This is a genomic window from Flavobacterium quisquiliarum, from assembly GCF_019308285.1.
In the GTDB taxonomy this organism is placed as follows: Bacteria; Bacteroidota; Bacteroidia; order Flavobacteriales; family Flavobacteriaceae; genus Flavobacterium; species Flavobacterium quisquiliarum.
This window is the reverse complement of the sequence record NZ_WWEM01000017.1, coordinates 16,773-42,688: the sequence shown is the minus strand read 5'-3', so window position 1 is coordinate 42,688 and position 25,916 is coordinate 16,773. Positions and strand designations below refer to the sequence as shown.

25 protein-coding genes are annotated in these 25,916 nt (G+C 32.9%); all 25 read right to left on the bottom strand.

What is annotated here, in order from left to right; translation table 11 throughout:
* Positions 1-90: 90 nt before the first annotated feature.
* Positions 91-543 carry a hypothetical protein gene (locus tag GSY47_RS06550; protein WP_179004914.1) on the bottom strand — a complete coding sequence of 151 codons (453 nt, stop codon included), beginning with the start codon at positions 541-543 and terminating at the stop codon, positions 91-93.
* A 689-nt stretch (positions 544-1,232) separates the two neighbouring features.
* The gene (locus GSY47_RS06545; RefSeq protein WP_179004912.1) at positions 1,233-1,436 is read right to left on the bottom strand and encodes a hypothetical protein; all 204 of its coding nucleotides are present in this window, start codon (positions 1,434-1,436) and stop codon (positions 1,233-1,235) included.
* Between the two features lie 65 nt (positions 1,437-1,501).
* Entirely contained in the window at positions 1,502-2,902 is a 1,401-nt protein-coding gene (locus tag GSY47_RS06540; protein ID WP_179004910.1) for an exopolysaccharide biosynthesis polyprenyl glycosylphosphotransferase, read from the bottom strand.
* Entirely contained in the window at positions 2,886-3,302 is a 417-nt protein-coding gene (locus GSY47_RS06535) for a VanZ family protein (RefSeq protein ID WP_179004906.1), read from the bottom strand. Before GSY47_RS06535 ends, GSY47_RS06540 begins: the two co-directional genes overlap by 17 nt.
* A gap of 39 nt (positions 3,303-3,341) precedes the next feature.
* Positions 3,342-5,681, bottom strand: coding sequence for a GumC family protein (locus tag GSY47_RS06530; protein ID WP_179004904.1), 2,340 nt, complete (start codon positions 5,679-5,681; stop codon positions 3,342-3,344).
* Between the two features lie 92 nt (positions 5,682-5,773).
* Positions 5,774-6,541 (bottom strand): polysaccharide biosynthesis/export family protein, encoded by a 768-nt coding sequence (locus tag GSY47_RS06525; RefSeq protein ID WP_179004902.1) that lies wholly within the window; start codon positions 6,539-6,541, stop codon positions 5,774-5,776.
* A 236-nt stretch (positions 6,542-6,777) separates the two neighbouring features.
* Positions 6,778-7,524, bottom strand: coding sequence for a glycosyltransferase family 2 protein (locus GSY47_RS06520; protein ID WP_179004900.1), 747 nt, complete (start codon positions 7,522-7,524; stop codon positions 6,778-6,780).
* 242 nt (positions 7,525-7,766) lie between these two features.
* Positions 7,767-8,711, bottom strand: a complete 945-nt coding sequence (locus GSY47_RS06515) for a UDP-glucuronic acid decarboxylase family protein (protein WP_179004898.1) — start codon at positions 8,709-8,711, stop codon at positions 7,767-7,769.
* 47 nt (positions 8,712-8,758) lie between these two features.
* A complete protein-coding gene (locus GSY47_RS06510; RefSeq protein ID WP_179004896.1) occupies positions 8,759-9,640 on the bottom strand; it encodes a glycosyltransferase family 8 protein in 882 nt (293 codons plus the stop codon).
* 50 nt (positions 9,641-9,690) lie between these two features.
* Complete coding sequence (locus GSY47_RS06505) at positions 9,691-10,509, bottom strand: glycosyltransferase family 2 protein (protein ID WP_179004894.1); 819 nt, start codon at positions 10,507-10,509, stop codon at positions 9,691-9,693.
* Between the two features lie 42 nt (positions 10,510-10,551).
* Positions 10,552-11,091 carry an LbetaH domain-containing protein gene (locus GSY47_RS26345; RefSeq protein WP_317197907.1) on the bottom strand — a complete coding sequence of 180 codons (540 nt, stop codon included), beginning with the start codon at positions 11,089-11,091 and terminating at the stop codon, positions 10,552-10,554.
* Between the two features lie 8 nt (positions 11,092-11,099).
* Positions 11,100-12,182, bottom strand: a complete 1,083-nt coding sequence (locus GSY47_RS06495; protein WP_179004892.1) for a glycosyltransferase — start codon at positions 12,180-12,182, stop codon at positions 11,100-11,102.
* A gap of 28 nt (positions 12,183-12,210) precedes the next feature.
* The gene (locus tag GSY47_RS06490; protein ID WP_317197906.1) at positions 12,211-12,876 is read right to left on the bottom strand and encodes an acyltransferase; all 666 of its coding nucleotides are present in this window, start codon (positions 12,874-12,876) and stop codon (positions 12,211-12,213) included.
* Positions 12,873-14,018: a glycosyltransferase family 4 protein gene (locus GSY47_RS06485; RefSeq protein WP_179004890.1), complete on the bottom strand. Its 1,146-nt coding sequence runs from the start codon at positions 14,016-14,018 to the stop codon at positions 12,873-12,875. The genes GSY47_RS06490 and GSY47_RS06485 overlap by 4 nt, the downstream gene beginning before the upstream one ends.
* Entirely contained in the window at positions 14,015-15,331 is a 1,317-nt protein-coding gene (locus GSY47_RS06480; RefSeq protein WP_179004888.1) for a hypothetical protein, read from the bottom strand. The genes GSY47_RS06485 and GSY47_RS06480 overlap by 4 nt, the downstream gene beginning before the upstream one ends.
* Before the next feature lie 22 nt (positions 15,332-15,353).
* Positions 15,354-16,604: a glycosyltransferase family 4 protein gene (locus tag GSY47_RS06475; RefSeq protein WP_246611275.1), complete on the bottom strand. Its 1,251-nt coding sequence runs from the start codon at positions 16,602-16,604 to the stop codon at positions 15,354-15,356.
* A complete protein-coding gene (locus GSY47_RS06470; RefSeq protein WP_179004886.1) occupies positions 16,592-17,182 on the bottom strand; it encodes an acyltransferase in 591 nt (196 codons plus the stop codon). Before GSY47_RS06470 ends, GSY47_RS06475 begins: the two co-directional genes overlap by 13 nt.
* Before the next feature lie 11 nt (positions 17,183-17,193).
* Positions 17,194-18,306, bottom strand: coding sequence for a glycosyltransferase family protein (locus tag GSY47_RS06465; protein WP_179004884.1), 1,113 nt, complete (start codon positions 18,304-18,306; stop codon positions 17,194-17,196).
* Between the two features lie 92 nt (positions 18,307-18,398).
* Entirely contained in the window at positions 18,399-19,310 is a 912-nt protein-coding gene (locus GSY47_RS06460) for a glycosyltransferase family 2 protein (RefSeq protein WP_179004882.1), read from the bottom strand.
* A gap of 30 nt (positions 19,311-19,340) precedes the next feature.
* The gene (locus tag GSY47_RS06455; protein ID WP_179004880.1) at positions 19,341-20,645 is read right to left on the bottom strand and encodes a lipopolysaccharide biosynthesis protein; all 1,305 of its coding nucleotides are present in this window, start codon (positions 20,643-20,645) and stop codon (positions 19,341-19,343) included.
* Between the two features lie 51 nt (positions 20,646-20,696).
* On the bottom strand, positions 20,697-22,109 hold the full coding sequence (locus GSY47_RS06450) for a UDP-glucose 6-dehydrogenase (RefSeq protein ID WP_179004878.1): 1,413 nt from the start codon (positions 22,107-22,109) through the stop codon (positions 20,697-20,699).
* A 60-nt stretch (positions 22,110-22,169) separates the two neighbouring features.
* Complete coding sequence (gmd, locus tag GSY47_RS06445) at positions 22,170-23,294, bottom strand: GDP-mannose 4,6-dehydratase (protein ID WP_179004876.1); 1,125 nt, start codon at positions 23,292-23,294, stop codon at positions 22,170-22,172.
* Positions 23,295-23,400: 106 nt separating this feature from the next.
* Positions 23,401-24,351, bottom strand: coding sequence for a GDP-L-fucose synthase family protein (locus GSY47_RS06440; RefSeq protein ID WP_179006288.1), 951 nt, complete (start codon positions 24,349-24,351; stop codon positions 23,401-23,403).
* 56 nt (positions 24,352-24,407) lie between these two features.
* Positions 24,408-25,409, bottom strand: a complete 1,002-nt coding sequence (locus GSY47_RS06435) for a mannose-1-phosphate guanylyltransferase (RefSeq protein WP_179004874.1) — start codon at positions 25,407-25,409, stop codon at positions 24,408-24,410.
* Entirely contained in the window at positions 25,399-25,833 is a 435-nt protein-coding gene (locus GSY47_RS06430) for an adenylyltransferase/cytidyltransferase family protein (protein ID WP_091492898.1), read from the bottom strand. The genes GSY47_RS06435 and GSY47_RS06430 overlap by 11 nt, the downstream gene beginning before the upstream one ends.
* Positions 25,834-25,916 lie beyond the last annotated feature (83 nt).

The following is a 25,916-nucleotide window of genomic DNA, read 5'->3' as shown; positions in this document are numbered from 1 at the left end:
TTTGGCGAACGCAGAAGGATTCGAACCTTCGACCGTCCCAATATTAAAATTGGGGACTCTATCCAGCTGAGCTATGCATTCGGTTATTTTTCACATCATAAAATACAATGCTCTCTGCAGTACTTCTAACTGCTTCTTAGGCATTTTTGATTTTGAAAAACCTTTGTTAGAGAACTTCGGAATTATGTTAGAAGAGTTTTGGAAACAGGTTTTTAAATCTTCGAAAATTTCCGTTTTAGTTTTTGAAGCATCTATTAAAATCAGATCTTTAATTTCTTCTATTCGAGATAAACTATTATAAAGGTGTTTACTAAACAGACACACCATAAAGTTTGAATTTATGCCATCTAACTCAAAAAAATCTAACAGCTCAGAATACTCATATACTACAAATACAGAATGATCATAACCTGTTGATTTATTTTCATTTTGAAGCAAAAAAGAATCCTCAGAAAATTCAAACTCACCTTTAAATTTTCTTTTAAACATTTTTAAAAAGATTCCTTTATTGTCACGAACTAAAACTTTTTCTTTTTTAATCATCTCTTAAGAATTAGCATTTATCTTTTTTTATAATAGATTACACTTCACAAACACAGAACATTTTTTTTTACGCAAGAAAATCCCTTAACTAGAAGTACAGGGACTCTTTAATAGAAGCAATAGCATTTCATATCCAATATTCATTCTTTGATTTCAGATAATTTCTAAATAAAAATCATCCTTCAAGAATCAATGCAGACAAGAAAATAAACAGTAGACCAAAAAAATGGTCTTAAATTAAGATTTGGGAAATCTTACAAAACTGTAAGAAGGTTATATGTTTATTATTAATTATAAAATGAATAAACATTTAGAGATAAAGGGGGGTAAAAGAAATTATAATTCACCAACAGGTAGTAAGTAAGTAAATTGAAGATTTGGGGTTTCAAGTTTTATATGATTCAAGAAATGAAGTTCATATAAAACTAAGGATTGCAACTGTTCTCATTTAGTGTAACACTATGAAAAACAGAACAATCAAAAAAGGGTTAAGCCCGATATAGTATCGAGCTCATTATAATCAAATTCAATTATAAATTATCTGTATTTTTATTTCTTTTTCTACGAGATCAAAATGTCTTAGAGTAAAAGAAAAATCCAAGCAATGTTATACTTTGTCATAAAACAGTCAGCTCATTTGATTTAGTAATCGATAAGCACCTGAGTAAAACTAAAATTTGAAAATAATCTTAAACGCCAACATTCATATTTGATGTTTCTGCTGGGCTGTAACTTTTCAGTTTTTTAATTTTATCGTTCAATTTCAGAACTCGATCTAATTGTTTCTGTTGGATAGTGTATTTAGTATAATATTTATACCATTCTTTTCCAATGAAAAAGGTTGTCACTGAAACTCCAGTAAGTAAACCTATAAGGTAATTAGTAATGTCCATGATTATTATTTATTAGTTTATTTTTAAGTTTAATCTTGAGTTTGTTTTTTGAGTTTGTTTTTATATTAAAAAGCATTTTTATCTCCTTTAAGAGTTACAATAACCGTTAAGAAGCAAATCTTAATATCTTTTATAAGACTCCAGCGTTGTACATATTCTATGTCGGTTGTAACACGTCGCCTCATATCAGACACTTTTTTGGTTTCTCCTCTAAGACCCGAAACCTGAGCCAGACCCGTAATACCTGGTTTAACAAAATGACGCACCATAAAATTGTTAATGTGGTCATTATAGTCAGATGTATGTTTAATCATGTGAGGGCGCGGTCCTACGACACTCATATTTCCAATCAAAACATTAAAGAACTGCGGCATTTCGTCTAAACTGGTACGGCGTATAAATTTTCCTATTGGTGTTACCCTGCTGTCTCCTTTTTGAGCCTGCTGTGTTTCGTCACCCACATTTACATACATACTTCGAAATTTGTAGCACCAAAACTCCTGATTCTTTTTTCCTGTTCGCATCTGTTTGTATAATACTGGTCCTTTGCTTTGTTTTTTAATTATAAAAGCCAACAAAGGGTAAAGCCAGGACAATACGAAAACAATTACCAAAATGCTGAATGTAAGATCAAATATTCTCTTTGCTAATCTGTTATAAGCATTTTGCAAGGGCTCAAAACGAGGCTTAATGACATGAAAATTATTTAAATGGCTTGAGTTAAAGTGTTTTTTTGATATGGATGAAAAATCGGGAACAAATTTCAAACGCATACAATGTTTATCACCCAGCTCAAAGAAATAATTCAAGTCTGAAATAAAGTCTGGTTTAGATACAATATACAATTCGTTGATGTCATTTTTTGAAGCATCATTAATGGCTTCTGACAGTGCAAAAGTAAATTCCTTATTACTTGTATATTCTATAGATGAATTTTCGTTAAGAATACCCAAAAAATTAATGAAAAAGGAATTACTTTCTAAATGAGAAGCCAACTCGATACTTGTTTTATTAAACCCCCAAATGGCAACTGTATATTGTTTAAAAACCCAGCCTTTTATTTTTCCGATTACCACTGTAAATAATATTCTGGATAACAGAAAATAAGACAATAAAAAACTTAGCTGAAATAAATTTGCCTTGCTTCCAAAGTTGTAGAGCACATCATCTTGAAAAATAAAAATGTAACTGTGCCATAATACTCTTTGTGTGAAGAATGATCTCCAGCTATTGCGGAAAAATTCATCTAAACTAAAAAGAACGTCTACTCTGTACAACTGAAAATAAGTAACTGAAAACAGCCAGCCTAAAATTGTAATCGGAATCATTTTATTGAGAAACAAACCGTTCCAACCAATATTTTCTTCAGTCGCAAAATTCAAAAAAATCATCGTGCCCACTACCATTGCAATCATGTCGGCAATAGCGCAACACATTATGAAAGTAAATTTATGTCTGTTTCGCATTTTTTATTTTTTTCAATAAATTATAACCTAATGCTCCTATTAAACTTCCAACAATTCCATAAAAAATATCCATTAAATCCGGGCTTCTTCTCTGAATTAAAAACTGCCCACCTTCAGCTACACTAACAATGATCGCCGCAATAATTAGGTTTTGTATGAAATTTAAATTTTTGTTATTATTTACTTCATTTATATTATTCTGTTCTGTATATAATTCTAATAGAAAACCTACAGCTACGAAAGGAACAGCGGTACGTAAATTATAATAATGATTACTCCAATTTAAAAGCCATCCTGGCAGATAACTTTCACTAGATAAACTAGGATCTGATAACCAGGAAAAATAAAAAACCGCACCAATGACCAAGAACAATAGTAACAGAACTATTTTATGAAACATTTTATATTATTTAATTTTAGTAAATACACCTTCTACTCCTTAAGCCTCTTTTACGGTAAGACTTCTTTTATACCAAGGTTTCTTTACTTTTGCTTCCTGATACTGGTAACCATAACTTACGCCATAACCATAGCCGTATGCCGTTTTCATGTTTACACCGTTTATAACAATTCCAACGTTTTTAAGCTGTTCTTTTTTGATAAAATTACCAGCATGAACTAAATTACTTTTATCTGTATAATCATATTTTACTACAAAAACGGTGACATCTGCCAGATAACTGAAATTAAGCGTATCGGATACTATCTGTACTGGAGCGGTATCTAATATGATATAATCGTAAATTGTTTTGGCTTCTTCTATTAATGATTCGAAATTAGAATTGGTTATTAACTGAGAAGGATTTGGAGGAGCTTCTCCCGCAAACAAAACATCCAGATTTTTAGAAAACTTATCGTCTTTCTGAAGGAATTTTTTCCAGTCATCATCTTTATTAGCTAAGAAATCAGAAAGTCCAGATACATTTCTTTTTACGCTGAAATAGTCATGTAATTGAGGGTTTCTTAAATCGACACCAATAAGCAATACTTTTTTATTAAGATTACTAACTGTAATTGCATTATGAAAAGCGCAAAATGATTTTCCTTCTCCTTGAATCGATGATGTGTAAAGTATTACACTTCCTTTGTTGTCTTTCTTCCTTGGCATCAAATAAGAAATATTAGAAACCAAGGCTCGTGATGCTTCGGCAATCAAAGAACGAGAAGTTGCTGTATTGTCTAATTTATCATTAAGACTAATTTTTGGAATATGTCCTAAAATTGGAATATCCTTAATTACCTTTTGAATATCTTCTTCATTATGAATCTTGGTATCCAAGAATAAACGCATATAGGTAACTCCGAAAGGAAGCAGCAAACCAAACATAAACGCTCCTAACATAAAAGCTTTAGGCTGTGGAAAAATTGCCGAATAATTCGTTTCAGGTGCATTCAGCGTTTTCAAATTAGATTCTAAGATTGCACCATTTAAAACTGCTTCTTCTTTCTTTTGCAATAAGGCCACATAGGTTTCTTCCTTCATGTTAAGATTACTGTTGATGTTCCCCAGCACCTTATCTTTTGTTGGAATACTTTTTACTTTTGCTTCGGCAATACTCTGCTCTGTTTTATTGGCTTTATTGTTTTGATTCAGAAAATTTAAATATCCTGCAAGAGTATTTATTATTTCTTGTTTCTGAACCTTTAATTGCGTCATTAAAGAAATATAAGCAGGGTTATTGCTTGATGCTCTCTGCAATATTAACTGGCTGTCCATAAGCTTGGTATTGTAATTTACAAGCATTTGGTTTACGATAGGAGATTCTAAATTATAATCGGTTCCTAAAGTCTGCGTTGCACCAGATTGTTTGATATCGTTTAAAGCAAAACTGGCAAGTGATATTTGTCTTTCATTAAGCATAGAACTCTCTTTTTTCTGACTTCTATCTGCCGTTTTTTCGGTAATGTAATTCTCCATTACCCCAATATCGTTATTTTGTAAATACTGTTCTTTTACGCTCTCGATTGAATCTTTTTCTTTACTAAAACTTTTTATTCTTTGATTTAAATAGGAAACTGTATTTCTAAATACTTTTTGTTTGTTAACTACAATACTTTTGTCAAGCTCCACAATTATTTCGCTTAATATTTTTCTGGAACGGTCTGGACTTGAGCCTGTATGTTTTAATTCGATTACACCTTTTGCATTTTCGTCGGCCATAACCACAAGAGCTGACTTCAAACTTTTTAAAGCTTCGCCTGTTGGCACGATGTTTACTTTATATTCATTATCAAAATAAAAAGATGGATTTTTCTTTGCCTTAGCAGATAATTGAATTTTAAAAGGCAGGCCTGGAACTGCTTCTTTTCCGTCATATCCTTTTGCAGTATACGTTTTTTCTGTTTCAGGATTTGTTAAGGTAAAACCTCCTTTATCCACTTTAATTTCATAAGAAACATGTGGCAATGAATCTCTTGAAACCGTAGGCATTAAAACAAAAGGAACTTCATTTACATAATTATTTTGTACTGTAAATACTTTTTCGAAGTAGTCAAAATTTAGATTTAGATTTTTTACTACATCCAATAAAAATTCATTTGAAGTGATCAATCTTATTTCATCTTCTAGGTTTTCTTCACCGCTTTTTTTATCTGTACTAATCCTGATTATTTTTGTTTCATCTTCCTGCTTTTTGTCAATAAAAATCATAGCCGAAGATTCGTATGTTGGCGGTACTATTTTGATAAAAATATAGGCTGCTCCCATAAATACAATCAAGCTAAGTAAAAACCAAGGCCAATACTGAAAATACTTTAAAAATTCTTTTTTCAAATCCATAACTATTCAATTAATAAGACACAGTCGCATTAATAACCGTGAGTATGTTTTTAAATCTAATTCTGAAATACTCTTTTATATTCCGTCTATTTTTATTTTACAATAACTATTATCAGAGCCGCTAAAGAAGCTGTGATTCCAAGCAATTGTATTGGGTCTTTAATTAATCCTCCACTATTGGCTTTTAGTTTATTTGGTGTTACAACAATTACATCACCTTGTCTAATACGAAAATTTGGGTTAGACATCCAAGAAGCCGAGGTCAAGTCTACGTGATAAACTAGACGTTTTCCATCTATTTCTCTAATTAGTTTTATATCTTTTCGAATTGCTGAATACGTTAAATCTCCAGCCATTCCTAGTGCATCCAAAAAACTAATTGACTCTTCTGTAAAAGATTTTACTCCAGGAGCATTAACTTCTCCCAAAATGGTGAATTTATTATTGAGAACTCTAACCTGTACGGTTGGATTTACTAAATAATTCTCGTTTATAAGACGTTCTTTTATCTTAATTTCTGCATTGGCAGGTGTTAAACCTCCTACTTTAACTTCATTTAAAATCGGCATCATTATGCTTCCCTGTGGATTAACTAGGTACCCTGATAATTTCATCATATCTACAGAAGTTTGTGTGCCAATATTTCCATTACTGATATTAAAAGGTGCCGCTACTAGCGGATTAAGATCGCCCACTTCTACTTTTAAGATGTCGTTAGGCTGTATTTTTGGCGAAGTATAATTTATCGTCGAATTTGCATACTTATCTAAATCTTGTAGATACAACATTTGTTTTCTGGTAGTGCAAGATTCAAGCATCAATAAAGGCAATAAGATTATCGAAAGGAAAATTTTCTTCATGTTAATTGTGGTATATATTAGTATTCTTTGATTACTCTTAATTGAATTGAAATAAAATGAAAACTATTCAGCGCTCAATAAACCCTTTATGATATGTGTCTTAAACTAAACCTGCATTCACTTTTTTCTATTTATAATGACTTGTCTTAAATGATTACCTTCTGATAAATGTCTTCGCAACCTTTTAAATTATGCTTTATATTTTCTAAAAAAACTAAAGCTAGTTGCATTGTTTTTTACTGAACTATATATTGTTTTAGCGCAATAGTTTTTTTAAGAAATACTGTTTCCATTGCGGCTAAACCATGATATTTATAAATTTTATAGTCTTCTTGTAAAACTTCAAAAGCTCTTTTAAAACTGGTGCTCATACCTCCCATTCTCATTTTTACAATATAAGAATCGATGTAACTCATATTGATTCTATACTTGTATAAATAGCGAAGTAAGAATTCTGTATCCGAAGCAATTTTAAAGTCAAGGTTATATAAACCATGTTTTTCAATTACACTTTTCTTTAAATAAACCGTCGGATGCAATGGCAACCAGCCTTCTTTCACTTTCTTTATGTTAAAAACACCTCCAATTCGATCTCTGATCAGACGTTCGTCTTCATCGTTTGAAACATAAACTCCATCACCATAAACTCCGTCTATATTTGCCTCTTTTTCAAAACGGGCAGCAATTCTTGAAATAGCCTTTCTGTCAAAAAACTCATCATCAGAGTGCATTAACCCAATCACGTCTCCTGTGGCTAATTTTAATCCTTTGTTTATCGCATCATACATTCCTTTATCAGGTTCTGAAATGTATTGGCTTATTCTATCTTTATAGGACTCAATAATTTCTTTTGTTCCATCTTTAGAATTGCCGTCTATAATAATATATTCGATATTATTATAATTTTGTTCCAATACACTTTTGATTGCTTTTTCAATCGTGTTTTTGCGATTGTAACATACTGTGATTATAGTAACTCTCATAATAATTATTTTTTCATTTATAAATATTCTTGTGTAGTTAACTGCTTTTTCACATTTTCAAGTTAAAATTAAAACAAAGGTATTTTACTAAAAAAAGTTCTCGATGAAGCACCTCAAAACTCGTTAAAAGCACAAAAAAGCCAGCTTGAAAATAAAGTGTAGCAGAATCTGTTTCCTTAATAAGGAAATTGAGAAAAAGAGCAGTTAAAAAAATTAGGGTATTTTGTTAGAGTAAAAGCCTTTTATTGATTCAATAAAAGTTTGTCAAAATAGTTTATCGTAGCTATTAAACCTTCACGCAATTGAATTTTAGGTTCCCAGCCGTTAAGTTTGTCTTTTGCCAGAGAAATATCAGGCTGTCTTTGTTTTGGATCGTCTTGTGGCAGATCCAAATGAATAATTTTTGATTTTGATCCTGTCAATTCAATAATAGCATCGGCCAATTCCAGCATTGTAAACTCATTAGGGTTTCCAAGATTTACTGGTCCAAGGAAAACAGGGTCTGAATTCATCATTCTGATCATCCCTTCTACTAAATCATCAACATATTGAAACGAACGAGTTTGCAAACCATCTCCAAAAATCGTAATATCTTTTCCCTGTAAAGCCTGTACAATAAAATTGGAAACTACTCTTCCGTCTGCCGGATTCATATTGGGACCATAGGTATTAAAAATTCTGATGATTTTAATGGCTACTTTATTTTGATTGTGGTAATCCATAAATAAAGTTTCGGCGCAGCGTTTTCCTTCATCATAACAAGAGCGAATACCTATCGGATTAACATGTCCCCAATAATTTTCAGTTTGCGGGTGTACAAGAGGATCACCATAAACTTCACTTGTACTTGCCTGCAATACTTTGGCATTCACACGTTTTGCTAATCCTAAAACATTAATGGCTCCCATAACCGAAGTCTTAATTGTTTTTATTGGATTGTATTGATAATGTACGGGAGAGGCAGGACATGCTAGGTTATAAATTTCGTCAACCTCAGCATAATAAGGTTCTGTAATATCATGTCGAACCATCTCGAAATAAGGGTTATCTAATAATTCGATTATATTAGATTTAGCTCCTGTAAAATAATTGTCCAGACAAATTACCTCATTTCCTTCATTTAATAATCTTTTACATAAATGTGAACCTACAAATCCAGCGCCGCCGGTTATCAGTATTTTTTTCATTAGAATCTGTTTAAAGCATATATAAAATTCCTATTTCCAAACCTTTTTTAATTTTTTGATTTCATTTTTAAGAGTAACAATCTAGCGTATGATCTTCTGATATGCCAAGCTCGTAAAAATTCACCTTGATTATAATGGTAATAGGCTTTTTCCCAATCGGCATTTAAATAACTTTTCCAAACTGAAAATCCTCTGTGAACATATTTTCCAAGTACATCCCAAGGTTTTGGAGATCCAACAAAATGAAGAATAACTTTTTTAGCTTCTGGTCTTTTATTCTGTGCAAACCAAGGCATGTTAAATTCTAAAGGAAGAAAGGCAAAATTTCCGGCAAAAAAAGCATTCAATATAGTTTGATCATGAGATCTTAATTTAGTTCCGTATTTTTTTCCAAAGGCTAAACATTGATTTTTAATATCTTTCTCGCGCCAATATTTTAGGTTAAACAAAATTATACCTGCGTTAAATACAGTCAGATCCATACCTAGTCCAATCTCATTGCATAAAAACGGATGATCCAGTGCATCTCTCATTTTTCCTCCATCTACGGCTGCGATTCCTTTTCCTTGAAAATCAAATCCTTCTAATGATAAAACATCTAACTCTACAACTAAATCGGCATCCAGATACAAAACAGAATCTTCTTTTACATAATCCTGTAACAACAATCTTCCGTATGTTGTCAAATCTCCCTGCAAAGAACTGAAAGTTCCAAAATGCTCATTTACGTCAAAGTCAATCAACTTAACCTCATTTAAACCATAGCTTAAAAGCAATTTGTGAATATTTGATTTGTCCTCTATATTTAAATCTGAACATAATATATAAATATTGATTTTACTAGGATCAGAACAGTTCTCTAATAAAGATTTCAAGGTTACGCCAAGACCAATCATTGCTAATCGATTAACATTAAATGCTATATTCATCTTTAATTTTTTAATTATTTATTCTTTTTTGTTTGCTCTTAAAAACTTTATTAGTTATTCCATTCTGATTCGAATTTTTTCAGAATAATAAATTGCTCATAAATACTTTTCATTACACAGAATTTAAACCCAACTTTACCATCCAAAAAACCCAGCTTGAGTATGTACATATAGAAAAATTTGAATAAAGGGCGTAATGGCATTTTATAACTTAAAGCTTTTAAAACCCTTCTTTTTTCATGAGATTCTCCAGAAATCAATTTTCCAAAAGGTATTTCTTTAAGACTTACGTTTTTTTCATTTTCTGCCTCTTCAGCCGCGTATCGTAAATGTTTAACAAACCATTGATTTACGCCTTTACTGAAAAAATAATGTTCGTATGAGTTTTCCAATTTTCCCAAACCTCTTTTAAGATCACATTCTCTTTGACCATGACCATACTGTTCAAAGCGGGCATCGCTTAGTTTATGAAAACGCATTTGATAAACGGTTCCTGCAGCATGTTTTAGCCAAGTGCCCCAAAGGATTTCTTTGGCAGGCACTAAAAATGCTCCGTAATGGTAACTTTCTATGGCTTTGTTGCATTCTGCTCTCAAAGCATCGGTAAAGTGTTCGTCTGCGTCGAGGTGAAATACCCATTCATGTTTAAAGTCAACGGTATCATTAGCAAAATTGCGCTGTTGAGCAAAATCGGTAAATTTATTTTGAAAAACTCTTGCGCCATTTTCTTTTGCAATTGTAACAGTTGCGTCACTGCTAAAACTATCGATAACAACAATATCATCGCACCATTTAATCGAATCCAAACAGCCTCCTAGCGTATCTTCTTCATTGTAGGCTAGAATGACAATACTAAATTTATTTTCCAAAGCTTATATTATTGAGGTTATATTTTTAAAAGAAAATCTTGATTATTCAACAGTTCGAAGTTTGATTAATGTGGCAGGATTGCCTCCCATTACTGCATTTTTTTCAACCTTTTTATTGACAACCGATCTTGCCGCAATGATCGCGTTATCTTCAATGGAAACTCCAGGCCCAATAAATGCATCTGCCGCAACCCAAACACCATTTCCAATAGTTATAGGTTTTAAGATTAGTGGAAAATCAGTTTTTGTATAATCGTGAGAAGATGCACATAAATAGGTTTTTTGTGAGATAACCGTATTAGCGCCAATTGTTATATTACCTTGATTGTAGCAATCTACGTTTGGTCCTAAACTAGAATTAGCTCCCATCTGCAGATTCCATGGAGCCCATATTTTAACAGAAGCATAAATATGAGTAGACCATTCTATTTTTGCGCCAAAACATTTGAGTACAAAAACCCTCCATTTTTTAAATAATCGAGAAACAAATGGGCGAAACAGAATTATAGAAACACAATTCCAAATCAATCTTGAAATTTTGTTTTTTAAACTAAAAGAATGATTATAAGTAGATAAGTCCAATTTGTTTTTTATTTAATTATAATTTTTTTGTATAAATCGACGATGTGATTGGTTACAGCTTTTATTTCATATTTTTCTTTAACCAGCTTTCTGCCCTGCCATCCCATTTGTTCCAACACAGGAGTTGGTGTTTCCAAAGCTTCTTTTATTGTTTTTTCTAAATTCGAAACCGATAGATCGATCCACCAGCCACATTTATGAATTTCCAGATCTTCCCAAGGAGTTCCTTTTGTTGTAATTACTGGAACGCCACTCGCAAGAGCTTCGGCAACAACGATTCCAAAATTTTCACTGTGAGTAGGCAGTACCATTACATCGGCAGATCGTATAAATTCCCACTTTTCATTTCCATAAAGTGCTCCAACAAAACGTACATTTTCTAAATCTTGGGCACTTTGTATTAAAGTGTGAAGATAATTTTCGTCGCCATTGCCAGCTATTTCAAGAGTCCAATCTTCAGTGTTGCTGTTTCTCCAAGCTTCCAGTAGTAATTCAATACCTTTCTTAGGATGTATTCGCGATAGAAAAATCATTCTTTTGGTTCCGTAATTGATTTTAATATCTTTTACATCGCTCAAATCAATACCATTGGGAATAATGCAGATCTTATTTGTGAAACCTAAAGCCTTAATATTTGCCGATTCCATACTCGCTGTTGCATGAATATAATTTGCTTTTCTAAGCGCTTTTTTTTGGTACAGAAATAAACCTATTTTTTTCTTCCAAGAATTATTACACATAATCCAGGGTTCCAACATACCGTGAGGTGAAACTATTACTTTGATTCCTAATCTCTGAGCTGCTTTTTGGAAACCCCAGTTTTGAGGACTCCATATTCCGTTAACGTGAACTATGTCTGGTTTTTCTGTTTTTAAGAATTGATAAAACTCATTCACCACAGCAAACCATCGCGTAATACTAGTATCAAAAAATTTAACCCTTACTCCCTCCAATTCAATAGGGAAAGAAGAAAATCTTGTAGCAACGATAAGCTCAATGTGGTTTTTCAATTCAGAACTTAGCAATCTCATAAATTCTGTAGTGCCTCCTTCCGTTTTATCGATACCAGCTATAAAGTGGATTACTTTCATTTTAAAACTATTTGTTTTTCTTATTTCTTTAATAAACAAAACCCGTTTCTCTATTAAAGTATTTGAAGTCTTGTGACAATTCTTTTATTTCTTTTGCCGGGTTCCCACCGTACAAGCGATAAGGAACTGTAAAAGATTTATTCAATAATGAATTTGCTCCTAATACACAGTAAGGAGGCAATGATGCTCCACCCAAAATTGTAGACGCAGTTCCGACAAAACAATAATCTCCGATTGTAATAGGATGACTGTCCTGAATATTTAATTCGATATTAATCGAATGTGTCAGTAATTGACTTGCATAACCCGCGACGGTTACAAAATTTCCTATCTGAATAATATTCGTACAATCGATATGATGATTTTTTGTAATGGCAGAATGTTCGCCGATAATCAGGTTTGAATGTCTGTCTTTTTGATGCGCAAAATGCTTCGAATCTGTATTAGTAGGAAATCCAGTAATCCAATTTCCTCTTGCTATGCTGGAATGTTTTCCAATTTTCATTAAATCCAAATGTACTGCTACATTAAAATTTCCGATATTGGAATTAGCATCCATAATAAGCTTTTTAGGATAAATCCATGAAAGTCCAATTCTTGCCGAAGGATCAATTTTATATTTAAAAAACTGAATGAGAATGAATCTTTTAATTGGCCAAGGCATTAAAACGGCTAAAATTTTTAATACTATCACGCTTCGTTTTTTATTAATTGAACATATTGATTTACGGTATTATTAAAATCAAATCGTTTGGCATTTTCATAGCCCTTTATGACTATTTCGTTTCTAAATCTTTTATTTCTTATTTTTTGAAACTGATCTAAAAAAGAACTTGGATTGTCTGGGTCGGCATAAAGCGCAGCGGTACCACCAACTTCATTCATCATTGGAGCTTTGTTGCTTGTAATTACAGGTGCTCCACAAGCCTGTGCTTCAATTATTGGCCATCCAAATCCTTCTGAATAAGATGGAAAAATCATGGCTTGGCATATCGAATACAATGCTATAATTTCATTATTTGTCGGATTGTGTATTTGTACAATTCGATCGGAAACCTTTAATTCCTGAATTAAGTTTAATAATTCTGAGTTTAACGGTTCACCTGCCAGAACTAATACCCCATTCCAATCATTCTTCAGTTCTGCAATCATGTGGATTAATAGTTTCCTGTTCTTTCGTTCCAGATCTGAACCAACATGCAGTATAATCTCTTTATTTTTTAACTGCTGAAATTTATCAAGGATTTTATGAACCTCATCTTCAGACGAGGGGGCAAATTTTTCAGAAATAGCGTTGTGAATTGTAATCCAGTTTTTCGTTATTCGAGGTTTGTTATCAATTTCAATCAATTGATTCAAAGTGAAATCAGATACAGTCGCTAATTTTCTAGCTCCAGATAATGCATTCAGAATTATTTTCTGCAATACCTGTCCCGATTTTGTTGCATGGCAATAAGTGCCCGAAAATCCTAATCCTGCCCGTATTGCCAGAACATCATGACAAGTTATTATCGTTTTGTTTTTAGGTAAAAAATAAAGATAAAACGCATTTGAATGATCACAAATATGATAATTAACTGATTTGAATAAAATGAAATTTTTAAACCTCAGCAATAAAAGTTTGGCAGGAAATAAAACGAATTTATCTATATAAGCCAGCCATTTTATTAAACTGTTTTTGTTGAAGGCTAATTTTCTTAAAATCTCATCAGGACGAATGGTACTGACATTAAATTTTGATTTTCTATATCCTTCAGCCATCAATACTTCAAAAATCTGCATGCTGTACTGCTTATCAGGCACGTAATTACCAACTAAGATTATTTCTTTAATCATAATGTGCTATTTTCTAAAGGAGTATCAACTTTATTTAAAGCCGCCATCACTAAGCCGACCATTATAACAGCAAAGCCCAATACCGATGGCTGTGCCCATTGTCCTTGAAATAATGCTGGGCAGGCAGCACCACAAAGAGTGAAAGGAAGAAGTTTTTCATCTTTTGGCAGTTTCCACGATTTTACTGTAATTCTCAAAGCTAATATCAGACGTATAAAGATGACACCTCCTCCGAAAATGATTCCTTGCTCACCAACCAAACGGCCAAACTCTGTTTCTGATACCAGAAAAACAGCTTTCCCTGTCAGCATTTGAGCACCAGCATTGGTCCCCATTCCCAAATTACCTTCGAACATTGGGTGACTAAAAAGATCAATAAATGGTCCTAAAAAATCGGCTACAATTCGCATAAGGATAGATTCTTTTAATCCTCCGCCTGCACCTGTAGATCTATTTGCACTATCAACACGATCCATAAAAACTTCTGTTCCTAAACTGAATATTGTCACGTAGTTTTGTAAAACTAAAAAAGCAACAACAAAAACAACAGCTGTAAATACCAGCTTACCTAACATTTTTGCACTTGTTACCGATGCCATAATAGCAAAAAGTCCTACTATCAGTACTGCTACTACTGCACCTCGGCTTATCGTCAGCGGCAAAGCAATAACTAAAGCAATGGTACTGGCGTACAATAAAATTTTTGAACAATAGTCTTTAGAAAGCCAAAAATAATAGACAAAAACGGATACCGCAGTGTAAAAAATAGATAATCCTGTAGTAAAAGAAAATGTTCCCGGCGGTCTGCTGTATCCCATCGCTCCTGAAAATCCAGCACTACCTTCTCCTCCGATACCAATATTTATGAAAGCACTTTGCGGACTGCTAAATTGAAAATATACCATGATGGTCATAAATATATTCAGTACTAAAAGAACGCGTCCTAATTTGATTATGTCTTCTTTTGTAAAAACTTTTCCGATGATAAAAATGAGAGGAAAATGAAGTAACATAATTCTTGCTCCATAAATACCAACAAATAAATTTCCATGACCAAACGTCAATGTAATGGCTAAACTTAGTAAGGTAAAAATAAAACTAAAGACAATATAGGGTGTCATAAATTTCACATTCAGGTATATCGCTCTAACCAATATGTAAATAGCAATTGGGTCGCGAACTACCAACAATGGAGTAGCCAGACTTGGTAAGATCCATTTGCGTAAAGCTCCTTCAAAAATCCATAGAAAAAAATAGAGCCAAATGGCAATTTTTAAGGATTTATAATTCGGAATTACTTCTTGTTCATTCATTGTTATTCTTAAATGATATTATCTAAAAAGTTTTTAATAAGGAAATTTCATTGGCCATTTCTTGACCATAAACCGACCAAGGTCTGTTCTGTGCTTTTGTCTGTGCTGCTAATCCTAATTGTTTGAGTAATTGTGGTTTTTCAAGTATCTCGTTTAGTACTTCTTTAATTGCCACTGAAGATCCTGCCGGAACAATCCATCCGTCATTTCCGTGATCAATCAGGTCGGGACCTGCAGTACGATCTGTTGTTATAACAGGAACTCCCTGCGACATTGCTTCTGTAATTACCAAACCGAAGCCTTCAAAAAGTGATGGAAAAACAAATACATCATGTTCTCTCATGCAAGCCAAAATCTGATCGTGAGACAGTGACGGAATCCAAGTATGTTGTTCTAAAGCCTGATTAAGAGCTTTGCAATTTGGAACTGCTTTATGTCCTACAACTGTTAAATCAATCTTGTCCTGTAAGCCTTCTACAGCTTCAAACAAATACGAAAGTCCTTTTCTTTGCGATAAGCCACCTACAAATAGGATTTTAAGTTTTCTATTGACAAGCTGTAAATATTCTTTTTTACTTTTCACATCGGGAAAACCGTATGGAATGACTTTTATTTCAGGTAATTTTCCAGAGTATTCTTCTAAAGTTTTTTTAGTAAATGTGCTTGCTACAAAAATGACATCAGCCAAAGCCAGTTCTTGATCTTTTTTATTTAACTTTTCAGTCGAATCGTTGAAACCTGTAAGTGTCTCTGCCCAATTAGGATTAATTTCAAACTCTCTCTGCATTAATAAACGGGCACTTTTCCAATAGCCAATCGGCAAATCATATATACAATAAAGTCCTGTTTTTTTTGCTTTTAAAAAAGTAGCCAATGCTCCGTCTTCATAAGCATAAACTCCAAAAACTCCTTTTCTTTTTGCTTTAGCCAAATTATCGGCTACCCATTTATCTTGTTTATGATATACATTATCAATACAGAAGACTCCTTTTTCGTGTTTAACTAAATAGTCCAAACGCAGTTTTGAAGCAATCAAACGTCCAAATTCAAAAAAAGATTTGGAAACCGTAAAATCTTTCCAGTTTGCATCTAAACGTCTTCTTTTTAAATCTTTCAGTTTAGGATTTTCTCCGAGTTTAAAAAACAACTGCCCCTGAAAAATAGCGATGCAAGTATATAGTTTATATAATATGTTATTTTTGAGCAGACCACTGATTAATGCTTTAGAATTTGCATTTAATGTTGGATGTGAAAACAAAATCATTTTAGCCATGCGTTATTTGTTGCTAGAAATTCACAAGGATTATATTTTAAAACCTCTGTTCTCTTTTTTTCTATTTCTTTTGCTGGATTTCCAATTACTATTGTATAATCTTTGACATCTTTACTGACTACCGCTCCTGCTCCAACAACTGCTCCTTTACCAATATTTACACCTGGTAATATAATTGCATTTGTTGCAATCCATGCATAATCTCCAATTGAAATTGGTGCTTTTTTATGTCTCCACAAAGGATCTGAAACATCGTGAGATGCGCTTAAAATAATTACACCATCATTTATGCATACATATTTTCCAATGCTTACTTTATCATGTAAAGCAATTTCTACCTTGCCTAAAGTGCTAAAATCATCTATTGATAAATTTTCTTTTCTACCGTTAATATTAACAATTCCAATCTCTGCCGTTTCGGCTATATTGGCACCGTTATTAATAAGTTTTTTTCTTCTTCTGTTATTCTTAACTAATTCTGGAAAAGTCAATAAACGTTTTGCCCAGCTAATAAAAAAAGCTTTGCTGAACGGACGGTATTTGATTCGGTTTCTCCATAAATATCTTAGGCTGGCCATATCTTAAAAACTTAGTTTAAACCACTTAGAAATTTTGTTGCTACAAACTCTAAATTATTGTCATTTAAAACAGTGAATTTTCTATCCAAAAAACTATTAATCGTTTTATGATTTTCGTATTTCATTAAATTTGAAGATACTTTTGGTTTAAATCCTCTTACGTCCCATTTTCTGGCCACACATAAAACAGCCAATTCATGATCAAACATAGAAGCTAGACTACCACTTTTTTGATTTAACAGATAAGGCGTTGTTGAAATTCCGTATTGACAGCTAGATAAAATTTCGCTTATCTCAAAATCATTTACAAATCCTGTCTCTTCAAATCTAATTTCGTTTGCCTTCAAAACTTTCTTCCATTCTTCAATTTCAGCACCACAGTTTCCAATAAAAACAAACTTTAATGTTCTAATTTCTTTAGAAATAGATAAAACAAGTTTTAAATCGTAAATAAATTGTTCTACTGGAGCTCCGTAATGAATATTACCAAAAACACAGAATCTTAAGTCAGAATGGTACACCATTCCTTTATGTTCAGCTTCATTACTTTTGGCTATGTTACTAAACAAAGGCAGTATTTGCGCATTGTAGCCTAATTTTGATATTTTAGACTTGTATAAATCGGTTTGCGTATGAATGACTACTTTCTCTTTGGTTTTCAAAATTTTTGAAATTAGCGTCTTTTGCATCAAGCCAATACACTTACTTTTAATTGTGGCATCCAAATCCATTCCTATCCACAATTCGTGAAACATAATGTGCAGCTTATGATTTCCTTTTAAATTCTTTAAAAAAGAAGGCAACCAAAACGGCAACCCTTTTGGGTTAAAACTGTAAGGAACAAATTGTAAACTGATCCAATCAGGCTGAAAATCATTTACTATCTGCTTTGTCCATGTAAATCTTTGTTTAACATCTGTAGCGGCAGGTATGCGATAAACCGTAACCTGATCTTTTCCAATTAACTGACTTTCAGTTACAAAAAAATTGGATTGATTATCACATAGTGCTAATATTCTAACGTCATGTTTTCTATGTAATAATTCAGCACATAAACGGCGAGTGTAATCACCAACACCATCTTTTCCAGCTTCAGCGGAGCCACAAACAAATAAAATGTCCATAATTTGTGCTTGTATTAAAAAGTTTTTGAAGTTTTGAAGATTTTAAAGTTCTTTTACAACTTTATTCTAGTCTAAATTTAGATCTGATAGGCTTAGTTTTTAAGCCACATGTTGTATAGGAGACTTATAAAATTAACAACGTATATTTTAAATAATTTTCTTTTGACAATACAGAGATACAAACCATTTAATCTGCTTCTGCCTATCATTTGTCGAATAAAAGCTTCTTTGTTTTCTTTTTCAAATTTCTTAAATGCCACAGTAAGCGGTTGAAAAGTTTTTTTTGAACTGTTTAAATATTTTTCCAGCCAGTTCTCCATTCCAATAATGGCAATTCTTTTTAGTTCTAAACTACTAGTACTTGTAATATTGGATTGATGTTTTCTGTAAAAAAACACGGGACTTGACGTATATGCTATTCCTTTGTTTCCGGATGCAATAAAAGCCGAGATATAATCTGAGGACCAAGCCAATGGTAATTTGTAAAAACCTCCGTTACTTACTAATGTACTTTTTCTGTAAACAAAATCAGAGATAAATTGCTCACTCCTTCCTTCTAAACAATTCAATATATAATTATCGGTATCTTCATATTCAGGACAAATCGTACTCAATTCTATCTCTTCAGAATTTTCATTTATGATTCTTATTCTGCAATGAAAAACATCTAAATCAGGGTATTTATCAATTAGTTTATCAAACTCTCTCAAATAATCTGGCGCAAGTTTATCATCGTCTCCCATTAATACAAAAAAATCGCCTTGCGCAAAACTCAAGCATTTATTCCAATTATCAATAACATTTTCGGCACCTATATTGACCTCATTTTCGTAGTAATTAATTCGAGGATCTTTAAACCCTTTAACTATTTCATGTATTCCATCTGGAGAGCAATCGTTAACTACAATTAGCTCAAAATCTTTAAATGTTTGCGACAATATACTGTCGATGCAATCATTAAGATAGCGTCCTTTAAATGCAGGAATTCCAATGGAATATTTCATTTGACATTTATTTGATTTCAGTAAAATCTTCTAACTATCATTATTCTTATTTAATTCTAAAATTTTATAATATCCATAAGAAACATGAAATACCATCTGTACCAATGCAACAAGAATATTTAAATATAGAATGCCTTTTAAAGTTGATACATCAAAAATAAAACAGCTCAGTACGATTGGAAGCAAACTTCCTGAAATAGAAATGTAATATTTTAAAACCCAGCCCCTGCTTAAATAAAGTCCCAATGCCGCTGCCATGATGGTTGTAATTGCAGTTCCAATCATTAACAAAACTAATTCGCTATTTAGTTTTTTATAATTACTTCCTAAAATCCATAAAATCTGATCGGAAAATAAATAGGTACAAGCCACTATAAATAAAAGAAGTATTGTCATACCAACTAATATTTTGGTATAGTGTCGTAATAATTTTTGCGGCTGATTTTGTATTCTAGCAAATCTTGGAACAATTAATATTGAAAAAACGACCATCAGCAGCGTTATGATTGAACTTATTCTTCCAAGCGCCCCAATTTGTGCAATCGATGCTGGGTTTCCAAAAATTGAAATGATCCAAGTTGAAATTTGTCCCGAAAAACAATAGTAAATAAGTCCTGGTAAACTTTTTTTAACAATTACAGAAATTTCTTTTTTTATTACTGGATCTTCCGTTTCTGATGTATCAGCGAAAACATTGGTATGTTTTTTTAAACGAATATTTCCATATATTCTTGCTATTCCGCTCGTTAGAATTGACAGATAAGCAAAAGGAAATAGGAATATAGTTGAAGCTACCATTAACAATCTGCCGAAACTTACAATAACTTGATTTCTTTGGAGTGGCAAAATACTTTGATTTAGCTTTAAAGGAATCTCTAATAAAGAATCAGACAAAGTAGCATAAAAAGCTGGAATTATAGATAATATAATCAAGATAGAGGTCATCCAGCCTGCACCATTGTGAAGCAATAAGTAAAGTAAAATCGGAAGGGATATAAACAGGCTTATTACTGCAAATTTTTTACGCATTTCCAATCCTGTAACCAGTACCTTTCCTAATTCCTTTTTGTTTTCCCACACCTTTCCGCCTTGTGCCAGTACGCCTGTAGAAATTCCCCCGTCAGATAATACCGACATGGCGCCAAGCATTGTATTTGCTAAGGTATAGAAAGCATATTCTTGAACAGAAAGTAATCGAATAATTAAAATACCAGAAACAAAACCAACTCCCTGTACAATGACCTGCGCGCTTCCTGTTATAGAAATTAATTTTCCCCAGCTTACAATCGCATCGTATTTTGGATGGTCTTTAAGTTTTATCAAAATATCTTTCAAGAAATGAAATTAAAATAGTTAAAAATAGATTCTCTTTTACAATTGAAAATTTCAGCCTTTTCCAATTCCTTTAACTCTAAAACCAATGTCTGTTAATTTTGCTGCATCTAGAATATTTCTTCCATCAAAAACAAAAGCTGGTTTATACATTTTGATAAATATATTTTCCCAGTCATACGTTTTAAATTCATCCCACTCTGTTAGTACTGCAACTGCATGAGCCTGATCTAGCGCCTCTTTTGGATCATTATAAACATAAATCTGATTTAACTTTGCCTCTATTTTTTGCTCTGTAAATCCTTTTAATTCCCATAAATAACGCATATCAGCCTTAATCTTTGCTTCAGGAACTTTTGGATCATAAACATGTATCTGTGCACCATCTTCAATAAGATGTTCCGCAACATAAATTGCAGCCGATTCTCGGGTATCATTAGTATCCTTTTTAAAAGCCCAGCCTAAAAAAGTAATTTTTTTATCGCTAACCGTATTAAACAAAGAGCTTATAATTTTTTTAGCAAATCGATACTTCTGATAATCATTTAAAATAATCACCTGCTCCCAGTAATCAGCAACTTCAGGTAGATTAAAAAAACGACATAAATACACTAGATTTAAAATGTCCTTTTGAAAACAAGATCCTCCAAATCCTACAGAAGCTTTAAGGAATTTAGGACCAATTCTACTATCTGTTCCTATTGCATTTGCTACCTCATCAACATTTGCTTCTGTCACTTCACATAGGGCAGAAAGTGCATTAATAGAAGAGATTCGTTGTGCTAAAAAAGAATTTGCCGTTAATTTTGACAATTCAGATGACCAGACATTGGTAGTCAAAATTTGTTCTGGCTTCAGCCAATGTGCATAAATATCAACTAATGATTGAATTGCTTCTTTTCCCTCAGGAGTTTGCTGACCTCCGATCAATACTCGATCTGCGTTGAACAAATCTTCTATTGCGGTTCCTTCCGCTAAAAACTCTGGATTAGATAAAACTTCAAATTTCACTCCATTACCCGTACTGTCCAAAATGGTTTGCAATGTTTCGGCAGTACGAACAGGCAGAGTAGATTTCTCCACAATAATTTTATCATTTTTAGCTATTCGGGCAATTTGTCTTGCACATAACTCAACAAACTTTAAATCAGCTGCCATTCCTTTTCCCTCACCATAGGTTTTAGTTGGAGTATTAACGGCAATGAAAATCATATCTGCAGCATCAATAGCAGTATCTACATCTGTAGAGAAAAAAAGATTGCGTCCTCTAGCCTCACCCACTACCTCTGCAAGTCTTGGTTCGTAAACAGGTAAACTATCTAAATTTTCATCGTTCCAGGCCGCAATACGGCTTTCATTTAAATCAACAACAGTAACTTTAATTTCTGGACATTTTAATGCGATAACCGACATTGTAGGACCGCCCACATAACCAGCACCCAAACAACAAATATTTTTGATTTTCATTTAAATATGTTTTTTTGAAGGCAAAAATGTTTATTAACTTTATTCGAATTTCCTAATTTCTTATTCGTAGTAATTCATTATTGTAAAGCCACATTCTCTAAGAAGCTGTTCTTTTCTCATCAATTTTAAATCGGACTGCATCATTTCCTGCACTAATTCTTCCAGTTCATATTGACATTGCCAGCCAAGTTTAGTCTTAGCTTTGGTTGGATCACCTATCAATAAATCTACTTCTGTAGGTCTAAAATAATTCGGGTCAACAGCTAATACTTCTGTACCAACTGGAATTTGATAATCAGGATTACTGCATGATGCTACAAAACCTTTTTCATTAACACCTTGTCCTATAAACTCTAATTCTATGCCTACTTCTGCAAAACTCATTCTCACAAATTCACGAACTGGAGTAGTTTTTCCTGTAGCAATAACCCAGTCTTCCGGTTCTTCAGCTTGTAAAATCATCCACATCATTCTAACATAATCTTTAGCGTGTCCCCAATCGCGTTGAGCATCTAGATTACCCAAATAAACTTTATCTTGTAATCCTAAAGCTATTCTTGCAGTTGCTCTTGTAATTTTACGGGTCACAAAAGTTTCTCCACGAATAGGTGATTCGTGATTAAACAAGATACCGTTACAAGCATACATTCCATAAGCCTCTCTGTAGTTTACTGTAATCCAAAAGGCATACATTTTTGCTACTGCGTAAGGGGATCTTGGATAAAAAGGAGTTTTTTCAGTTTGCGGTACTTCTTGTACTTTACCATATAACTCTGAAGTAGAAGCCTGATAAATTCTTGTCTTTTTTTCTAATCCGAGTAAACGTACTGCATCAAGAATTCTTAATGTTCCTAATGCATCAACATTTCCGGTATATTCAGGAGTTTCAAAGGAAACTGCTACATGACTCATCGCTGCCAAATTATAAATCTCGTCAGGCTGTATTTCCTGAATTAAGCGAGTTAAATTTGTACTGTCGGTCATGTCTCCATAATGTAATATAAAATCCCTATGTTCTATGTGAGGATCTTGATATAAATGGTCTATTCGATCTGTATTAAACATCGAAGTACGTCTTTTTAATCCGTGTACGATATAGCCCTTTTCTAATAAAAATTCACTTAAATAGGCTCCGTCTTGTCCTGTCACTCCCGTAATGAACGCTGTTTTTTTTAATAGAGTCATAATGTTATTATAAGGCACAAAGGCATTTGTATTGCAATGTTGCAAAGTTTATAAAGTATTAACTGTAAGTTTTTTGTAGATTTTCTAGAATAAAAAGAGGCCGTTATTAATAGCTCTTTTGTTTTAGGTTTTTAATGTTTTCTAGAAACCAATTGTAAGTTTTTTGTATTCCTTCTTCTAAGTTTACTTGGTGTTTCCAGCCAATGTTATGCATTTTAGAAACATCCATTAATTTTCGAGGTGTACCGTCAGGTTTGCTTTCGTCCCAGATGATATCCCCAGTATGCCCAACAACTTTTTGAATCGCAGCTGCCAATTCCTTAATTGTCAAATCTTCTCCTGTTCCAATGTTGTATAAATGTTCCGGAAGTTCATTTTCTAATGCAAAAACAACAGCTTCGGCCATATCATCTACAAATAAAAATTCTCTCATCGGACTTCCTGTTCCCCAGAGTATCACTGGCGCATTGTTACTTTCTTTAGCTTCATGAAATTTACGAATCATAGCTGGCAGAACGTGAGAGCTTGTTAAATCAAAATTGTCATGTGTACCGTATAGATTTGTAGGCATCAAACTCACAAAATCTTTTCCAAATTGTTCACGAATGGCTTCACATAATTTTACACCCGTAATTTTAGCCAAAGCATACCATTCATTCGTCTTTTCTAAAGAGGCAGTAAGCAGATATTCCTCTTTTAATGGCTGCGGTGCCAATTTGGGATAAATACAGGAACTGCCTAAAAAGATAAATTTTTCTACATCGGCATTATGAGCTTCATTTATAAGATTATTTTGAATCTGCATGTTTTCCATTAAAAATTGAAATGGAAAATCATTGTTGGCCAAAATCCCGCCTACTTTTGCGGCTGCATCTATAATAACATCTGGTTTAACTTTTTGAATGAAATCTCGAACTGCATCTTGTTCTCTTAAATCTAATTCGCTGCTAGATGCCCCAATAAGATTATTATAACCTTTTGCCGTTAAAGATCTCCAAATGGCGCTTCCAACCATTCCTTTGTGTCCTGCGATATATATTATAGAATTTTTATCCATCATGTTAGTCGCTTTTTATTTTATAAAGACTCCTGATTTTTTTGAGTTTTCCTATTTTACAATAATGGAGACGCAATAGACTCCAATTGCTGATAAACCTGTTTTACTTCTTGCGAGTTCTCTTTTTGCAATACCATTAAAGCATCAATAGTATAGATCAATATACAATTTTTTACTCCAATAAATGTAGTGTGCATTGAGGTTCCTATAACAATATTTCGATTCGCATCTATTGGATGACCTTTATGAACTAAATAATCATAAACCGATTCGAAAGAGCCGAGGTCTGACCATTCAAATTGAGCTGGAACAACTTTTATGTCGTCACTTCGCTCCATTACTGCATAATCGATACTTATAGAAGGAATTTTTAAAGACAATTCATAATCCAGAAAACCATCTATATTTGCTTCCCAAGCTGTTTTGGAGTTCCAATATACTTCTGGTTCCTGTTTTTCTAACTCTGCTAGAAAAGTACCTGCTTTAAAACAAAAGAGACCACTGTTCCAGAAATAGTTTCCGTTTTCCAAATAAATCTTTGCTGTTTCTAGATTAGGTTTCTCATGAAATGCAATCACATCTTCATTTTCGAACTCTATATAGCCGTAGCCCGTTTCTGGTTTAGTTGGTTTTATTCCAAAAGTGACCAAATAATTCTGGCTGGCTAATACAATAGCTTTTTGCAAAGCATCATTGTAACTGTCTTCTCCATCTATAATATGATCTGATGGTGTAATCAGCAAAATATCTTCTGGATTTGATGCAAATGCAGCAAACGCAATCGCGGCTGCTGTATTCCTGGGAACAGCTTCTACTATATGAGTGAAAGGTTTGTTGAACTTTTCCATAATAGTATTGCTCATTTTATAATTCTCAATATTTCCTACTACTATCATATTAGAGGAGACATTTTCATTACGAGCGACCGTTTTCTCAAAGAGCGATTCCCCATCAAAAAGCTCAAGATATTGTTTTGGAAGTGTTTTTCTGGAAAGAGGCCATAATCTGCTGCCAATTCCTCCAGTTAAAACTACATGAGTGACTGTACTAATTGCCATTTGAATGCATTAAAACTTCTTTCTGATAAACCTCATGACGCAGATTAGTGCTCGAAAAACGGTGATCTCTAGTATTAAAGTACAACTCAATTCCTTTTTCTTCGCAATATTTTCTTCCAGTAAAATCTCTGTCTTTGTATTCGTCACCTAAAATGCGTACATCAATAGTGAAAGCTTTCAAGATATCTTCTAAATCCTGCTCTGTCGCATAAGGAACAATTTCATCAACAAACTTACACGCTTTTAACTGTATGTAACGTTCCACTACAGTTTGTGTGGGTTTATTTTTTGTTGGGCGATCTAATGTTGGGTCTGTTTGTAAACCAACAATTAAAAAATCACAATGTTGTTTTGCTTCTTCAAGCATCTTAACGTGCCCCGCATGTAACAAATCAAAAGCACTAAATGTTATTCCAGTTCTCATCTGCTTAATGTTTTAAATTAAAAATATGTTTGTTAATGTAGTATGATTTTCAAAAATTATAATCAACCATTTTACTGGGGTTC

Bases quoted from the DNA above. Each gene is read 5' to 3' on its own strand.
- GSY47_RS06535 (WP_179004906.1), bottom strand. From the start codon at position 3,302: ATGTTTCATAAAATAGTTCTGTTACTATTGTTCTTGGTCATTGGTGCG.
- GSY47_RS06440 (WP_179006288.1), bottom strand. From the start codon at position 24,351: ATGGATAAAAATTCTATAATATATATCGCAGGACACAAAGGAATGGTT.
- GSY47_RS06545 (WP_179004912.1), bottom strand. From the start codon at position 1,436: ATGGACATTACTAATTACCTTATAGGTTTACTTACTGGAGTTTCAGTG.
- GSY47_RS06435 (WP_179004874.1), bottom strand. From the start codon at position 25,409: ATGGCAATTAGTACAGTCACTCATGTAGTTTTAACTGGAGGAATTGGC.
- GSY47_RS06485 (WP_179004890.1), bottom strand. From the start codon at position 14,018: ATGATTAAAGAAATAATCTTAGTTGGTAATTACGTGCCTGATAAGCAG.
- GSY47_RS06475 (WP_246611275.1), bottom strand. From the start codon at position 16,604: ATGGCTAAAATGATTTTGTTTTCACATCCAACATTAAATGCAAATTCT.
- GSY47_RS06430 (WP_091492898.1), bottom strand. From the start codon at position 25,833: ATGAGAACTGGAATAACATTTAGTGCTTTTGATTTGTTACATGCGGGG.
- GSY47_RS06470 (WP_179004886.1), bottom strand. From the start codon at position 17,182: ATGGCCAGCCTAAGATATTTATGGAGAAACCGAATCAAATACCGTCCG.
- gmd (WP_179004876.1), bottom strand. From the start codon at position 23,294: ATGACTCTATTAAAAAAAACAGCGTTCATTACGGGAGTGACAGGACAA.
- GSY47_RS06460 (WP_179004882.1), bottom strand. From the start codon at position 19,310: ATGAAATATTCCATTGGAATTCCTGCATTTAAAGGACGCTATCTTAAT.
- GSY47_RS06495 (WP_179004892.1), bottom strand. From the start codon at position 12,182: ATGAAAGTAATCCACTTTATAGCTGGTATCGATAAAACGGAAGGAGGC.
- GSY47_RS06550 (WP_179004914.1), bottom strand. From the start codon at position 543: ATGATTAAAAAAGAAAAAGTTTTAGTTCGTGACAATAAAGGAATCTTT.
- GSY47_RS06450 (WP_179004878.1), bottom strand. From the start codon at position 22,109: ATGAAAATCAAAAATATTTGTTGTTTGGGTGCTGGTTATGTGGGCGGT.
- GSY47_RS06510 (WP_179004896.1), bottom strand. From the start codon at position 9,640: ATGAATATAGCATTTAATGTTAATCGATTAGCAATGATTGGTCTTGGC.
- GSY47_RS06520 (WP_179004900.1), bottom strand. From the start codon at position 7,524: ATGAGAGTTACTATAATCACAGTATGTTACAATCGCAAAAACACGATT.
- GSY47_RS06540 (WP_179004910.1), bottom strand. From the start codon at position 2,902: ATGCGAAACAGACATAAATTTACTTTCATAATGTGTTGCGCTATTGCC.
- GSY47_RS06525 (WP_179004902.1), bottom strand. From the start codon at position 6,541: ATGAAGAAAATTTTCCTTTCGATAATCTTATTGCCTTTATTGATGCTT.
- GSY47_RS06465 (WP_179004884.1), bottom strand. From the start codon at position 18,306: ATGGACATTTTATTTGTTTGTGGCTCCGCTGAAGCTGGAAAAGATGGT.
- GSY47_RS06480 (WP_179004888.1), bottom strand. From the start codon at position 15,331: ATGAATGAACAAGAAGTAATTCCGAATTATAAATCCTTAAAAATTGCC.
- GSY47_RS06515 (WP_179004898.1), bottom strand. From the start codon at position 8,711: ATGAAAAAAATACTGATAACCGGCGGCGCTGGATTTGTAGGTTCACAT.
- GSY47_RS06530 (WP_179004904.1), bottom strand. From the start codon at position 5,681: ATGGATTTGAAAAAAGAATTTTTAAAGTATTTTCAGTATTGGCCTTGG.